This is a genomic window from Mesorhizobium intechi, from assembly GCF_002879535.1.
GTDB lineage: Bacteria > Pseudomonadota > Alphaproteobacteria > Rhizobiales > Rhizobiaceae > Mesorhizobium > Mesorhizobium intechi.
On sequence record NZ_PNOT02000019.1, the window covers coordinates 23,277 to 38,819 of the forward strand.

General features: G+C 61.8%; 10 protein-coding genes and 1 tRNA gene. 4 read left to right on the plus strand and 7 right to left on the minus strand.

Annotation, left to right across the window (positions count from 1 at the left end):
• Window positions 1-10: 10 nt before the first annotated feature.
• From C1D09_RS01315 to C1D09_RS01335, 5 genes are all read right to left on the minus strand, one after another.
• Window positions 11-2,038 (minus strand): aldo/keto reductase, encoded by a 2,028-nt coding sequence (locus C1D09_RS01315; RefSeq protein ID WP_143972621.1) that lies wholly within the window; start codon window positions 2,036-2,038, stop codon window positions 11-13.
• A 36-nt stretch (window positions 2,039-2,074) separates the two neighbouring features.
• Window positions 2,075-3,154 carry an ABC transporter ATP-binding protein gene (locus C1D09_RS01320; RefSeq protein ID WP_143972622.1) on the minus strand — a complete coding sequence of 360 codons (1,080 nt, stop codon included), beginning with the start codon at window positions 3,152-3,154 and terminating at the stop codon, window positions 2,075-2,077.
• 8 nt (window positions 3,155-3,162) lie between these two features.
• Window positions 3,163-3,999: a carbohydrate ABC transporter permease gene (locus C1D09_RS01325; protein ID WP_143972623.1), complete on the minus strand. Its 837-nt coding sequence runs from the start codon at window positions 3,997-3,999 to the stop codon at window positions 3,163-3,165.
• Window positions 3,996-4,856, minus strand: a complete 861-nt coding sequence (locus tag C1D09_RS01330) for a carbohydrate ABC transporter permease (RefSeq protein WP_143972624.1) — start codon at window positions 4,854-4,856, stop codon at window positions 3,996-3,998. The genes C1D09_RS01325 and C1D09_RS01330 overlap by 4 nt, the downstream gene beginning before the upstream one ends.
• 95 nt (window positions 4,857-4,951) lie before the next feature.
• The gene (locus C1D09_RS01335) at window positions 4,952-6,223 is read right to left on the minus strand and encodes an ABC transporter substrate-binding protein (RefSeq protein WP_143972625.1); all 1,272 of its coding nucleotides are present in this window, start codon (window positions 6,221-6,223) and stop codon (window positions 4,952-4,954) included.
• Window positions 6,224-6,327: 104 nt separating this feature from the next.
• Between C1D09_RS01335 and C1D09_RS01340 the strand changes: the two genes are divergently transcribed.
• The 3 genes from C1D09_RS01340 to C1D09_RS01350 all read left to right on the plus strand — a co-directional run bounded on the left by C1D09_RS01340 (window position 6,328) and on the right by C1D09_RS01350 (window position 9,108).
• On the plus strand, window positions 6,328-7,200 hold the full coding sequence (locus C1D09_RS01340; protein WP_143972631.1) for a helix-turn-helix domain-containing protein: 873 nt from the start codon (window positions 6,328-6,330) through the stop codon (window positions 7,198-7,200).
• A 309-nt stretch (window positions 7,201-7,509) separates the two neighbouring features.
• Window positions 7,510-7,585: transfer RNA gene (locus C1D09_RS01345), tRNA-Phe, on the plus strand.
• Window positions 7,586-7,797: 212 nt separating this feature from the next.
• Window positions 7,798-9,108, plus strand: coding sequence for a tyrosine-type recombinase/integrase (locus C1D09_RS01350; protein WP_143972626.1), 1,311 nt, complete (start codon window positions 7,798-7,800; stop codon window positions 9,106-9,108).
• 302 nt (window positions 9,109-9,410) lie between these two features.
• Here C1D09_RS01350 and C1D09_RS01355 read toward each other — a convergent pair whose 3' ends face one another.
• Both C1D09_RS01355 and C1D09_RS01360 read right to left on the minus strand, forming a co-directional pair.
• Window positions 9,411-10,910, minus strand: a complete 1,500-nt coding sequence (locus tag C1D09_RS01355; protein WP_143972627.1) for an argonaute/piwi family protein — start codon at window positions 10,908-10,910, stop codon at window positions 9,411-9,413.
• Window positions 10,900-13,632 carry an SIR2 family protein gene (locus C1D09_RS01360; RefSeq protein WP_208760332.1) on the minus strand — a complete coding sequence of 911 codons (2,733 nt, stop codon included), beginning with the start codon at window positions 13,630-13,632 and terminating at the stop codon, window positions 10,900-10,902. Before C1D09_RS01360 ends, C1D09_RS01355 begins: the two co-directional genes overlap by 11 nt.
• Window positions 13,633-14,058: 426 nt before the next feature.
• Here C1D09_RS01360 and C1D09_RS01365 point away from each other — a divergent pair.
• The coding region (locus C1D09_RS01365) for a DEAD/DEAH box helicase (protein ID WP_143972628.1) at window positions 14,059-15,543 on the plus strand (1,485 nt) is incomplete at its 3' end.

Consider the following 15,543-nt stretch of genomic DNA (forward strand, 5'->3'; position numbering starts at 1 on the left):
GGCCTGTCCATCAGGCCGCGTGCAGGCTGCCGCCGTCCAGCCACTCGAGATCGGCGGGCGAAAGCGCGATGTCGAGCGCCAGCAGACTGTCTTCCAGTTCGCCCAGCGTGCGCGGCCCAATCAGCGGAACCGACGGGAAAGGCTGGTTGAGCACATAGGCCAGGGCAACGTGGATCGGGCTCTTGCGCAGCCGCGCGGCGAGCTCGATGGCGCGGTCGCGGCGGCCGAAATTGCGCTCAGAATACCAGACCCGCACCAGTTCCTCGCTGTCGCGCCTGTCGCGCCCGGCGCGCTCAGTGAAGAAGCCGCGGCCCTGGCTCGACCAGGCGAAATTCGGCATCTGCCTGGATGTTAGCCAGGCCTTCCAGTCGTCGGTGGACGAGGCGACACAACCCGCCCAGATCGGCTCCAGCATCTCGGCCAGCGAAAAATTGTTGGAAAGCGCACCGGGCTTCTGCTTGCCGGTGCGCTCGGCATAGGCAATCGCCTCGTCCATGCGCTGCATCGTCCAGTTCGAGCCGCCAAACGGGCCACGGATGCGACCGGCCTTCACCTCCCGATCCATGGCATCGACGAACTCGCCGACCGGCACGTCGGGATTGTCACGGTGCATGAAATAGATGTCGACATGGTCGGTCTGCAGGCGGTCGAGCGACTGCGCAAGCTGCTTGCCGATCACGTCGGGATAGCAAAGCGGCGAATGCGCGCCCTTGGCGATGATCACCGACTGCTCGCGCACGCCGCGGCTCTGCAGCCATTGGCCAAGCAGCGTCTCGGTGTAGCCGCCACCGTAGACGTAGCCGGTGTCGAAGATATTGCCGCCGGCCTCGAAGAAGGCATCGAGCAGGATCGAGCCGGAGGAGAACGTGCGAAAATCCTCGAAGCCGAGCGCCACCACCGATGCCGGCTTCACCAGGCCCGGAATGGCGCGTTTGCCGATCGCCGTGCCGCCCGACCGCAAAGGCCTGCCCGAGATCGTGCCGGTGCGCAGCGGGGCCTTTTCGATCTCGTATTCCAGCCCGACGGCGGCGCGCCATCTGTCGAGCACCCGCAAGGTGCCGAGACTGTCGGCCCAATCCATGCCCGGCCAGGCGAACTCCTGCCGGCCGGCAAGGATGGCCTCGCCGGCGCCGTCGACCTCAAAGGAATAGACATGGCGCTTTTCATCGACGCTGATCGTCTCACGCGAACCGTCGGCGCCGATCACGTCGATCCGGCCGAGGCCGACATCGCGATTTCCGCCGGCGAACCAGAAGTCCGGCACTTCGATGCGGCCCTTGGTGCCGAGGATGCGCAGTACATTGTCCTGGTTCAGCGAGATGCTGCAGGAAAGCTCGGCGACTATGCCTCCGGGAAAATGCAGCAGCGCCGAGGCCCATTCGTCGACGCCGGACTGGCCAAGATGAGCGGTACCAACCACCTTGTCGGGCTCGGCGAAAGGTTGTCCCGATGCCGCCCCGGCAATCAGCCGCGCCATCGAGACGGTATAGCCGCCGACGTCGAGTATACCGCCGCCGGCGGCATCATTGGCATAGAGCCTGTGCTGCGGCATGAAGCCCGGCATGGCGAAGCCGAAACTGGACTTGATCATCCTGACCTCGCCGATGACGCCCGACTTGATCAATTCCACCAGCTTCAGCGTCTGCGGGTGCAGCCGGTACATGAAGGCTTCGCCGAGAAAGGTGCCAGCCTTGCGCGCGGCATGGAACATGGCATCGGCCTCGAAGGCGGTCAGTGCCAGCGGCTTTTCGCACAGAACGTGCTTGCCCGCTTCCGCAGCCCGGATCGCCCATTGCGCATGGCCGGGATGCGGGATCGCAATGTAGACGGCATCGATGTCGGGGGCGGCAAGCAGCGCTTCGTAGCCATGGACGATGCGGGCGCCGGGAAAATTCTCGGCAAGGCCCGGCTTGTCGGGATTGCGCGCGCCGATGGCGACCAGTCTTCCGGTGCGCGAAGCGGCCACGCCGCCGGCGAAGGCCTGGGCGATGCTGCCCGGGCCGAGAATGCCCCAGCGAATGGGCGTGGTTGCGGTCATTGTCATTCTCCTTGAAGGCTGGGAGGGGGCGGCCGGTCAGCGCAGCCGCAGCCCTTTTTCGTCGAACAGGTAGGATTTGCGGATGGAAACGGTGACCTCGGGGGTGGTGGGAACCTTCGCCGCGTCGCGTTGGATCACCACGTCTTCGCCGTGGGCCGTTCGAGCGTAGAGAAAGCTCGTGCCGCCGAGATGCTCGACCACGTCGATGGTGACGACAAGGTCGGTGTCACCTTCTCCGGCACTGCCGAAATGCTCGGGCCGCACACCGACGATGACCTTGCTGCCCGTTTCCGGCGCGGCGCCGGCCAGCGGCTGGGTGATACGGGTTTTCTCCTGGCCCGCAAGCTCGACCACGACCCCACCCGCATCATGCCCGATGATTTGCGCCTTGATGAAGTTCATTTTCGGCGAGCCGACAAAGCCGGCCACGAACAGATTGTCGGGATCGTCATAGAGATCGAGCGGCCGGCCGATCTGCTCGATATGCCCGGCGCGCAGCACGACGATCCGGTCGGCGAGCGTCATTGCCTCGGTCTGGTCGTGCGTGACGTAGATCATCGTGGCGCCGAGTTCCTTGTGCAGGCGCGATATCTCGACGCGCATCTGGACGCGCAGTTCGGCGTCGAGATTGGAGAGCGGCTCGTCGAACAGGAACACTTGCGGCTCACGCACGATGGCGCGGCCGATAGCGACGCGCTGGCGCTGGCCGCCGGAGAGTTTCTTCGGGCGCCGGTCCATCAATTCGCTGATGCGCAGGATCTCGGCCGCGCGCTTCACCCGCCGGTCGGTGTCGGCCTTGGGATTGCCGGTCATGCGCAGCCCGAAGGAGAGGTTTTGCTCGACGCTCATGTGCGGATAGAGCGCATAGGACTGGAACACCATGGCGATGCCTCGATCGGCCGGCTCGACATCGTTGACCAGTTTGCCGCCGATGGCAATCTCGCCGCCGCTGATGTCCTCGAGCCCGGCGATCATCCTGAGCAGGGTCGACTTGCCGCAGCCGGACGGCCCGACGAAGACGACGAACTCGCCGTCCTTGATGTCGATGTTGGCGCCATGGACGACCTCGAAGGCGCCGAAGCGCTTGACCACGTTGCTCAGCGTAACGGTTGCCATGCTGCCTCTTACTTAACTGCGCCGGCGGCGATGCCGGCGATGAAATGGCGCTGCAGGAGCACGAAGACGATCAGCATCGGCACGGTGAGCATCACGGCGCCTGCCATGATGCCGCCCCACGATACCTTGGTGAGGCCGATCAGGGTGCCGAGCGCCACCGGCGCCGTCATCGAACCGGGCTGGCTGTTGATCAAAAGTGGCCAGAGGTAATTGTTCCAGGAGGCAAGGAACAGGATGATGGCGAGTGCGGCCAGCATCGGCCGCGCCAGCGGCAGCGCGACGAAGAGGAAGATGCGCCACTCCTTCACGCCTTCGACACGGGCTGCGTCGAACAGATCATCCGGCATCATCGAGAAACTTTGCCGCATGAACAGCACGCCGAGCGAATTGAACAGCGGCGGCACGATCAGCGCCACCCAGGTGTTGGCGAGTTGGAAGTCGCGCGCCACCATGATGAATTGCGGGATCAGCACCACTGCATAGGGCAGCGTGATGGTGCCGAAGATGATGCCGACGATCACGCCTTTGCCGAAGAACTGGTAGCGCGCCAGCGCCCAACCGGCCATCGACGTCAACAGCACCGACAGGAAGGTATAGGTCACCGCCACCGAGACGGAGATGCCGATGGCGCCGACGAAATTGGTGTCGCGCTGCAGATTGTTGAAATTGTCGACGAAATTGCCGTGCGGCAAAAGCTCGATCCCGGGGCTGAAGATGCCGTTGTCGGGCATGGTCGAGAAGACCACCATCATCCACAGCGGGAACAGCCAGACCAGCGCCAGCGGGGTGAGGAAAAGATGCAGCGCGATGCTGCGCCTCAGGCGGGCGGAGGAGAGCGAACTCATTGCTTTTCCCTCGTCAGCCACAGTTGAACCAGCGTGATCACGATTGCCAGCGCCGCCATGGTGTAGGCGACGGCCGAGGCATAGCCGAAATTGAGCGACCGGAACCCCTGGCGGTAAAGCAGCAGGCCGAGCGTCTCGGTGCCGCCGCCCGGCCCGCCGCGCTCGGTGATCAGGAAGGGCTCGGTGAACAATTGCATGGTGCCGATGATCGAGAGCACCAGGCAGAACACGATGACCGGCTTCAAGAGCGGCAAGGTGATGTAGAAGAATTGCTTGAGCTTGCTGACGCGGTCGAGCGTCGCCGCCTCGTAGACATCCTCGGGGATGGATTGCATGCCTGCCAGAAGGATGATGGCATTGTAGCCGGCCCAGCGCCAGGTGACCGCGATCATGATCAGCGCCATGGCCGGCGTGACATTGGAGAACCAGTCGATCTTGGGCAGCCCGACGCTGTTCAGGAGCTTGTTGACGATGCCGAAATCGAGGCTGAACATCAGCCGGAACACCGCTGAATAGGCGACTTCGCCGACGACGACCGGAGCAAAGAACGCAAAGCGGTAGAGCCCCTTCGCCTTCAAGAGCGGCGAATTCAAAAGCACGGCCATCACCATGGCCAGCGCGATCATCACCGGCACCTGGATGACGAGGATGAGCAGCGTGTTCTGCAGCGCGTTGAAAAAGGCCGGATCGCCGATCAGCCGGCCCCAGTTGAAGCCCGGCGCGAAACGCCAGGGCACGGTGCGTGTCGCCTGGAAGGAGATCAGGAACGAAGAGATGATCGGCCACACCCAGAAGACGGAGAAGATCAGCAGATAAGGCGCCAGGAAACGATAGGCCGTGGCGTTGCGGTTGCGCATCCTGCTCCTCCTCCTCCTTCATATCCGGTGTTCTGACAGTTCGCAGGCGGAGGGTCCGGGCGGCAAGTGCCGTCCCGGACCCCGTCCCTGGGAGGTTATGACTTGACCGGCAATCCGGTCGCCGCTGCGATCTGTTTTGCGGCGTCGTCGAGTGCCGCCTTGGCGTCGGCATAGCCGCCGGCCAGATATTTTGTCTGCACCGCGCGGACGATGATTTCGGCATCGCTCTGGAACTGCGTGCCGCGGCTGGGGACGACCTTGGGCAAGGTGCCGAGAATATCCTTCCATACCGCCTGGCCACCCCAATAGGGCAGGCCTTGGCTGACATAGGGGTCATCCAGCGCCGAGACCAGCGAGGGGACCAGGCCGAACTCCTTCAACATGGTGATCTGGCCTTCATTGGTTCCGAGCGTGTATTTCAGGTATTCGTAGGCTGCCTCCTTGTTCTTCGAGGCCGAGGTGATGGCCAGGGACGAGCCGCCGAGATTGGCGGCGCGGGGACCGTCGGCCGTTAGGCTCGGCATCAGATAAACGCCCCATTTGCCGTTCTCGCCGGCCGATTCGGTGCGGATGGTGCCTTCATACCAGCCGCCATAGACCTGGGTGGCGACGGTGCCCGCCGTGTTGTTGGTGATCTTGGTGCCCCAGTCGGCGGACGAGACGATGCCGGCATCCTTCATCGCCTTGACCTTGGTCAGGGCGTCGACGCATTTGGGTTCGCTGACCGTGATAGACTGGCCATCCTCGGCGAAATAGGCGCAGCCCTGCTCGTTGGAGATCATGCGGAAGAATTCGGTGTCGCCGTTGAAATCGGCATTGGTCATCGAGACGCCCGGATTGGCGGCCTGGATCTTCTTGCCGGCGGCGATGAAATCGTCCCAGGTCTTGATCGACGCCGGATCGACGCCGGCCTTCTCGTAGAAGTCGCGGCGATAGAAGGCGGCGACCGGGCCGGAATCCCACGGCATGGCATAGGCCTTGTCGCCGACCTCGAGTTCGGTGCGCTTGAAATCGGGGAATTTCTTCTGGTCTTCCGCCGTATAGCCCAGCGTATGCAGGTCGACGAAGCAGTCGGGAAACTGGCTCCAGTAGTTTTCGGCCTCGCCGTTCTCGATGGTGACGATGTCGGGCAGGCCGACGCCGCCGGCCGCACAGCCGGCGATCGACTTGTCGTAGGTCGGCTGGTTGCCTAGATCCTGAACCGTGACCTTGATGTCGGGATGCAGCTTGTTGAAACCGGCAATCGTCGCCTTCAGCGAGGAAGCAGCGACATTCCAGCTCCAGATGGTGATTTCGCCGGACTGCGCAAAGGCCGGGGCTGAGCCCAGGGCAAGCGCGAGCGCGGCGCAGGTCAGTGTGATGCGCATTGAAATCCTCCCATTTCATTTGCTCTCTCTGCGAGCGCGGCTACACTATTCGGCGCGGAAGGCTTGTCGCCGACAAAGGGAATACGGAATTGGCGGAAAGTAAGATGCCGGAGCGGCCGTTTTACCAGCCTGGGGCCAGCAGCGTGGAAGGCCTGCCGCTGCTCCTGCAGATGTTTCATACCGCTCCGCTGGTGATGCTCAAGCCGCACTGGCATGCCCAGGTGGAGGTGAATTTCATCGTCCGCGGCAGCGTGCACTACCGCATGAACGAGCACGAGATCTCGCTTTCGGCCGGCGAGATGTGCTTCTTCTGGGGCGGCCTACCGCACCAGATGGACGACCTCAGCGACGACGCCATCTATGCCGGCGCGCATCTGCCGCTGGTGCATTTCTTCCGGCTGCATCTCCCGGCTGACGTGCGCCACCGGCTGATGACGGGTGCGACGCTGGTGACCAGCGCCACCGACCAATCCGACAACGACAATTTCGCCCGCTGGAACCGCTATGCCCGCTCGGGCGATCCGGCCAAGGCCGAGCACGCCGTCAACGAATTGTTGCTGCGGCTGGAGCGGGTGCGGTTCGAACCCTACCGGCTGGTGCCCGAGACGGCGGCCGGGCAGGAAGCCGGCAGTGCCTTCGACCAGCAATCGTCGCGCAATGTCGGGCGCATGTGCGATTTCATCGCCGAGAATTTTCTCTACGACATCGATTGCGTGAACATAGCGGCGGCCGCCGACATCCATCCCAAATACGCCATGAGCCTGTTCAAGAAATCGACAGGCATGACGCTCAACGAATATGTCAACCTGTTGCGGCTGAGCTATGCGCAGGCGCTCTTGATGCACCAGGATGCCAATGTGCTTCGCGTCGCCATGGACTCCGGCTTCGGCTCGCTCAGCGCCTTCAACAAGTCCTTCCGCAAGCTGGCCGGCATGACCCCCTCCGATTTTCGCAAGGGCGTGGCCAGCGCGAGGTAGTGCGGCAGCCGGTTGCTAGTGCCTTGCATCGCGGCATCTCTGCCGGCCACGGACGGATCGCGCCGTTGCGGCGTGCCATGGCAGCGCCAGGACGGAGGCCAAAGGGCAGAAGGAGGTCTGCCCGCGCACCTTTGCGTGGTAAAAGCTCTTGGGGAAGCCGGCCTTTCCACAGCCTCTCTTTTCCTGCCGGAAATCGCCACCTGGGCGCTGGACAGGCTAAATTCCCGTGCTATAACCCACGCGCTTTCAAGGGGCGCCCCACGGCGCCTTCATGAAATCCGGTTCACGCGTTTTCGTTTGCCGGAACAGGCCCAGATAGCTCAGTTGGTAGAGCAGCGGACTGAAAATCCGCGTGTCGGTGGTTCGAATCCGCCTCTGGGCACCATCCCCTCTTCTCCCGACAGTCTCTTTCGCCGAAGCCTCTACGCTTCCATCTCGTCAACTAGCTGAAATCCTTACTGATTTCGGCGCGCAAAGCGCGGATGGTCGGGTTTTGTGGAATTTCGGCGCAGTTGGTCCAACGAGGCGGGGGGCTGGTATTTTCGCTGGTATTGGAGATCCTGATGGTATCGATGCAGCCAAATGGAGGTCCCGAAAATGGCCCTTTCCGACGTAAAATGCCGAAATGCCCGACCCATTTCTAAGCTCGTAAAATTGTCTGACGGTGGCGGGCTCCAGCTTTGGGTGCAGCCTACCGGATCTCGCCTATGGCGCCTCGCCTATCGTTTTGGCGGCAAGCAGAAGCTTCTGGCGTTGGGCAGCTATCCCCTCATCTCCCTCGCTGAGGCACGAGAGGCGCGCGATACCGCCAAACGTCTCCTCCTACGTGGCATCGACCCCGCACAGGAGCGTAAGTCGCAAAAGACTTCGGCGGAGGACACCTTTCGCTCAATCGCGGAGGACTATGTCGACAAGCTGAAGAAGGAGGGACGTGCCGACCGGACCATCACCAAGGTCAAATGGTTGCTCGACTTTGCCTATCCAACGTTTGGGGACAAAAGCGTTCGGGAGATCGATCCGGCCACAATTCTTGCCGCTCTCCGCAGCGTGGAGGTTCGCGGTCGATACGAGTCGGCAAGGCGAATGCGCTCCACCATCGGCAGCGTGTTTCGATATGCAATCGCAACCGCACGCGCCGATGTAGATCCGACGATCGCCCTGAGGGGCGCACTCGTCGGTCCGACGGTCACGCCGCGTGCCGCGGTTACCGATCCTAAGGCCTTGGGAGGCTTGCTGAGGGCGATTAATGCATTTGACGGACAGCCGACAACCCGAGCCGCTCTGAGGCTGATGGCCCTGCTGTTCCCCCGCCCCGGCGAGCTGCGCGCGGCCGGATGGGACGAGTTCGATTTCGAGAGCTCCGTGTGGAGCATCCCTGAAGGACGCATGAAGATGCGACGGCCGCACCGCGTACCTCTTTCCAGGCAGGCCGTCAGCGTCCTGACCTCACTTAGAGAAATCTCTGGTGGTGGATCGCTGTCGTTTCCTAGTGTTAGATCGGGTTCGCGTCCGATTTCCGACAACACGCTTAACGCCGCCCTTCGCCGTATGGGCTATGGCAAAGAAGAAGCTACCGCGCACGGCTTTCGAGCAACGGCATCAACTTTGCTAAACGAATGCGGCAAGTGGCACCCGGACGCCGTAGAGCGGCAGCTGGCCCACATTGAGAACAACGACGTTCGGCGCGCCTACGCCCGGGCAGAGCACTGGGAAGAGCGCGTCAGGATGATGCAATGGTGGGCCGACTATCTGGATGAACTCGAGAGCAAAAACTCGCGGGTGATCTCAATCGGGGGACGCGAGGCAAGCCTGCTGTCCATACATCCTCGCGAGGGTCTAGTTTGGAAGCCAACAGCGACGGTTCGCCAAACGACGAGACGAACCTCCAACCTCCGAAAATCACACTGAACCCCGTCGAAAACACCGAAACTGGGCAACCAATGTTGCAGGCCCGGAGGGTCATCGTTTTCCACAGGAAATCAATACGTTATGTTGGCCACGCATTTCCTTCGTATTCTCTCGTATGGTCTGGCGAACCTAAGGACCAGGAGGAGGACTAAATTAGTATTCCCTCCGCGGTGTCTCGTCGTCCCACAAGAAGGGTCGATTAACCCGTGACGAACGTGGCTGGTTTGGGCCGACACCGGACCGGTCGCTTCAGACATCCAAAATGCGAACGCGGACACTCGGACGGTGCAACCCCGTAGTGTCTAAACGAAGTAGCGGAACGAGGTTTCGGCAAGATCATCGTCGCCGTACTCGTCCAGAATGCCGCCTACACGGCGGGCGAAAGACAAGGACACCGGCCATTTTCCCCTGATGTCGGCTGTGTTCCAGTTCATCCGGGTGAGGTTGAGAACGTCCTGCGCGGCGGCGACAGCGTTCTCGGCGCCAAGACAGCGAACTTCGAATGGCTGGGGCACATGCGGTCCTGGGTAGGTGCCGAGCTCCGGCATGAACCCGGAAGTGAATAGGAACGATCGGTCGTTATTGACTGTGCAGACCGTTCCGACTTTCGGAGGATAGGCGCCGTACCGGAGCAGCCGGAAGAGGCTGGGAACAAGGGTGACCATCGATACGATGGGCGTGTTCTTGAGCGCAGCAGCGAAGCCCGTCTGTTCGGCGGGATCGAAATAGGACGTCTTGTGAAGCACGACTCGGAGCGGCGCTCCCCCAGTGCGCAGCTCATATTCGGCAAGGACGTTCTGCGTCAGCTCGAACGCCTGCTGTTCGGAGAGGTGAACGTTCCGACCCTGTTCGGGCTCGACGGGAACGCCTTCCCCGCGGATCGCGAACCCTTCACCATCACTCGAGAAGGCCTGAGCAAGGCTGGACCGGACAATCGCGCGCCGCGTCGTGCGAAAGTGGTGAAAACTGATGCCGACGAAGCAGGTTTCTGGCCCCGTGGGCGGTAATCGCCAAGGGACGCCGCCGGCCTTGTAATAGAGGCCGACGGCAAAATTCCAGGCGCGGGTGGCTGGGTCTTGGTTTCTCGCCGTGTCGCTGAGCAGGACTTCTGTGACCAGCTGGATCGGCAATCGGCTCCGTAGAGCCCGCGCCTTCAGGGCCAGCCTGAGGTCCCGTCTCAAGAAATCCTCGGGTGTCTGCTCGACCTCATCGAGGGTGTCGAACAGGTCCAGCTGATTGCTCGGGCGGGCGCGCCGGATCTCCTTGGCGCGCTTGCGTTCACTTTCGGTCGCTTTGCGCTCGACTGAGCTAACCTTGTTGAAGATGTCGTCGGGGATACACATCAGGACGATGTCGGGACGGTTTAGGTCACGGGACGCGAGTCGCAAATGCGCGTCAGCGTACAAGTCGACCACGCGCTGGAACGCCTGGTAGGCGTCGCCCTGCAACGCACGAGCAAGCTCGTCGTGGCTATCCGAGCTGAGTGCGATCGAGGACGCGTCCGGGGCGACCAATCGTTTATGAAACGCCTCCTTAAAGCCGGGAAAGGCCTTCTTGAGCAGGCTTGGCTCGCCCAGAATCGGGATTTCCCCACTGCATCGCTCCAGCCACCGCCGCGCCGCCGCTACCTGCTGGGCCGGGCCAATGACCCCGACATGAATATTGTCCTTCCGAGCCGACCCGAACCGAAGGTCAAAAGGACCCGCAGACAGGAGCCCGACTTTGGGATCGGTATGTGTGCTCGCGCCGCCGAACTGAAGTCGCGGCGGGGACAACTCGACGATGGCTAGCTCAATCGACATCGTCGGGCTCGCTTGGGCCTAGATCATCCGCGTCGCGGCGGGACCCATCTCTGTCCTCGTCGTCAGGCTCAAGCGCAAGCGCTTCCAGTTCGGCGTCCAACTTCTGGAGATCCTCGTCGATCTCAGAGTCGCGCTGGGCCAACTCGTCGAACGCCGACACGTTGAACGAAATCGTCGGCGTGCGATGGGATAGGAGCACGGAAGGAGCGAACCGCGTGAGGTCGTTATCCCGGCGTTGCTCAAGTGCGAACAGGCCCTCAGTTTCGCCGGACAGGACCGCGAGCCAGAAAGAGACGTCCTGCAGAACGCTCGGATTGAAATCACGCGCCGCGCGCCGTGTAGAGAGGGCGTTCGTTCGCTCCCGACTGATTGGGTTACGCACGCCGTCCCGGGTGAATGCGTACCCGGGGGTCAGAACAACCGCCCAGTCGCTACCGAAGCGCAGAACGGAGAAGCTGACCGCCTTGTGCTCGAAGTAGACGATGTCGGCGGATTCGCGCTTGGTGCGCGCCTTAACCACGGTTCGGGTAGCCTTGCGAAGGCGGCCTTGATAGCTAACCTTAAGCTCAGGCTCGTCGCCGCGCGCGAAGTAGGCGCGCCGTCGATCATACTCGATCTGGAGATCCTTGGCCTTCAGGTGCTCGAACAGCAGCTCATGAAGCAGCTTCAGCGCGATCGATTCACCTCCCGGCAATCGGATGAGTTCGTCGAAGTCCAAGGCCTCGATCTCCCCTGGGTCGAACGGCGTGACCATCGACTCGGCGAGCCCCTCCAGGTCATAGAGAGAATAGAAGCGGCCGTCGCTCACATGGCCCGGTGGGACTGCGAGACCCTCCGCGTCGCGATAGAAGGTTCGGTTAGAACCAGCGCTGGTGGCGGCGTGCCAGACCTTCGCCGGCATGATCTCGATTGGGACGAGGTTGGACGAGTAGCGGACGGTCTCCTCAGCGATTGGCAATGCGGTGTTGGTGATCTCGTCGACGGCTTCCGGCCGCGCCTCGATCATGACCGTGAACTGAGCGTTGTCGGCAGAAGGCCCGAATGACACCGACCCATTGTTGTTCACGGTGGCGAGGACCATGTCGGAGAGGCCTGATCCCCGCCGGTCCATCTGGCCGCCGCCGTAGAAAAGGTCCGATATGGCGGGATTCCGGTAACCCTTGATCGGGCTGGTTCGTTCCGCGATCGCGTCTTGGAACGACTGCCCGCCGACTAGAACGGCGATTTCCTCGATAAGGCCGCCAGGGCTCGTGACAGCAATCGATTTTGGCTCAACGATGACTTGGACGGCCTCGTCTCGATCGTAGTCGCGGTGCACGATCGCATTGACGAGCATCTCCTTGATGGCGATTGCATTGTACGCATTGACCGTACGCGAAACCTCGGCCTTCAGCCGGAACTGGAAGTTCACAAGGGCAAGAAGGTCGATAAGATCGTCTAGTTGGCTCCAAAGATTGCCGGTGATCGTACGCCGGACCGTGAACTCGCCTTCACGAGAAGTCGGCTCAAGTTCGATGTCCTCGCCGAAGCGGCCCCGCAGCCAGTGGCCGGGTCCTGTCGCACGGAACTCGACCCGGGCTTGAGGGAATTCGACAGAAGGATTACGCGAGAACAGTAGCCAMCCCGCGAGCGTCGGACAGACGCTCCCGCCGACCGGCCGCACCAGATCGAGCCGGTCGGTCATCTCCTCGACCCAGGCGGCATCAACGTCTCCCGGTCTCCAGAGGTCGGTTCGGTCCGCATATTGCCGCAGGCGGGCTTGCAGAAGCGGCTGTTCGAAGCCGGAGACATCAAGCTCATTGAGCGGGCGCATGTCTGCGGGCATGCCGCCGACGCTGTAGCCGGAAGGCCGGCGCGTTGGCCGTGCTCCTGCAGCGATCATGCTGGCCAGTAGATCCTTCTCGAAGAGGTCGTCGAACCCTCGAATTGGTACGAGCTGGAAGTTGGAGCCAATTGCGCCCGCCAACTGCTCGACCCAAGGCGAATGAGGGCCGACCAGATCGTCCTCTAAGACGCACCAGTAGACGCCGTGGAGGAAGCCGCCGGACATGGCTTGTGCCAAGAAAAGGTCTTTCATCACGGACGCTTCGGCACCCCGATAACCGACCGCGATAACCGGATGGTCGCGAAACAGAGGTCGCAGGCGTTCGGCCAGCGATGGGTCGAGGGATTGAACCTCGTCGGCCAAGTTCCTATCGGTGTAGTGCTTCACTGACCCATGCAGGAAGACCAATTGCGGATCGTGCGGCGCGGAGCTGAACATCACGTAGTCAGCCGGCGTGCTGATGCTGACCAGTCGGTGGGGTCGGTTCTGCTGAATCGCCGCCCGTTCAAGGCATTGATCGAAGTTGGTTGTCAGGACGGTGGATATCCATCCCTGGTGCAGGATTTGCGTCAAGGCAACGTAGCCGCGCGAGGGCGGTACCTCAGGCGGGTTGATGAGCTTTTCAAAGAACTCGCGTCGATCGCTCTTCACCCCTAGCAGGTTGTCGATTGCTTCGGGGTAGAGATCGGCGGCGGAGAGCTCTGTTTTGTACCAAGGCTGGGCGGCCAACCAGGGCCAATAATCAGACCGGCGAATGGTGAAGTCGTCCGGGTGACGGCCGTTCTCCTTGCACCATGCCCACCGTGCGGCCTTCTCAACCGTTTTGGCCGCTGCAGGGATCCCGGAGGTAATCGAGGCGCCGGCGCCCAAGAGAAGAACCGGCTCGGAGTTGTCCATCAGGAGCGATCTCAATCGTCCAGGCGAAGACGTCCGCATGGCGAACGTCGAACTATCAATGCTGAGTACTCCCGCCTGGGTCATTCATCAGCCCTAGTCATCGCCATCTCTCTGCCAACCGCCGACAAGTGCGGTACAACCTCAAGATTCGCTCGAGTCTTATCAATTAGCAGAACGGAACGTGAATTCGAAGTGAGGCCGTCCGTTTATCAACCAGCATCGGGATAATCCCGGCTGCAGTAACATGGCCTCTCTCGGTGACGCGTACAGCGACCCAGCGCGGGTTATCGGACATAAACTATCTATCGGGTACCAGCCGGGGGTCTTTCATCGGGCTGGTAGTTCCTCTGTGTGTGGAGAATCGCCCTTGTCTCTGGCGGCCGATCGGAAGAGCAGATAAGGGCCAGATTGGTAGGAGTGGAAACAATGGCATTCAAAAGCGCGACACCGACAGAGATTGTTCCAACAAGCCCGGAGGAAATTCTTCTCACGCTTCCGCGCCGTACGATCCCGGGCGTCCTGCTGCATCAGGGCGAGATTATGCGGAGCTACGCCGCTCAGGCAGTCTCTGACTCGGATGTAGCATTGCAGCTTCCAACGGGGAGCGGAAAAACTCTGGTCGGGCTCATGATTGCCGAGTGGCGCCGCCGCAAGTTCGAAGAGCGGGTAGTCTATCTCTGCCCCACCAAGCAGCTGGTGAACCAGGCAGTGGAACAGGCCCGGACACAGTACGGGCTGACGGTGAACGGCTTTACGGGAAGCAATCGGGATTACGACCCACAGGCCCGCGCCGAGTATCAGAACGCCGACCGGGTGGCTGTGACGACCTACAACTCGCTTTTCAACACCAATCCGTTTTTCTCGAACCCGGACGTCGTCATCATAGATGATGCCCATGCCGCCGAGAACTATATCGGTGAGATGTGGACTGTCCGCATCCAGCGGACCAAGCAGCAGCACCGAGCGCTGTTCGAAGCACTGAGTGGAGTGCTGCAGCCGCACCTGGACGCCCACGATTTTTCGCGACTTACGGGCCGTTGGGACAGCAATCCGGAGGACCGACGCTGGGTCGATAAGCTGCCCACGCCCGTCTTCGCTGAGATTAAGGACGAGCTCACGGCGGTGATCGACGCCCATGCCGAAGAACTGGACATTCGGTGGGCGTGGTCGATGATCCGAAGCCATCTCGTTGCGTGCCACCTCTACATTTCGGCGACCGAAATTCTCATCCGCCCCTTGTTGGCACCGACATGGCAGCATCCGCCGTATCAGAATGCGCGGCAGCGCATCTTTATGTCGGCCACACTCGGGGCGGGCGGCGACCTGGAGCGCCTCACAGGCCGCCGCAGGATCAAGCGCCTCCAAGTGCCCGACGGCTGGGATCGCCAAGGGATTGGGCGCAGGTTCTTTATCTTTCCTGACAGCTCGCTCGAGGTCCATGACGTAGTGACGCTGCGCCACCAGCTGATGCAACGCGCCGGGCGGAGCCTGGTCCTCGTGCCCAGCGATCAACAGGCTGAGTCGGTCCGAGAGGATGTCAAGGCCAATCTTGGCTTCGCGACCTTCGGCGCAGAGGCCATCGAGGAGTCGAAGCAGCCGTTCGTTACCACGCCCCAGGCGGTGGCTGTGATAGCTAACCGCTATGACGGCATCGACTTTCCGGGCAATGATTGCCGTCTGCTGTTCATCGAAGGCTTGCCTCGCGCTGCCAACCTCCAAGAGCGGTTCATCATGCTTCGAATGGGGGCGTCGCAACTGTTCAACGATCGGGTGCAGACGCGCGTGCTGCAAGCGATCGGCCGCTGCACGCGGTCGCTGCAGGACTATTCCGCGGTGATAGTCTCCGGCGAGGAGCTGCCTGACTATCTCGCCGACAGGCGGCGACGCGTTCACCTTCACCCGGAATTGCAG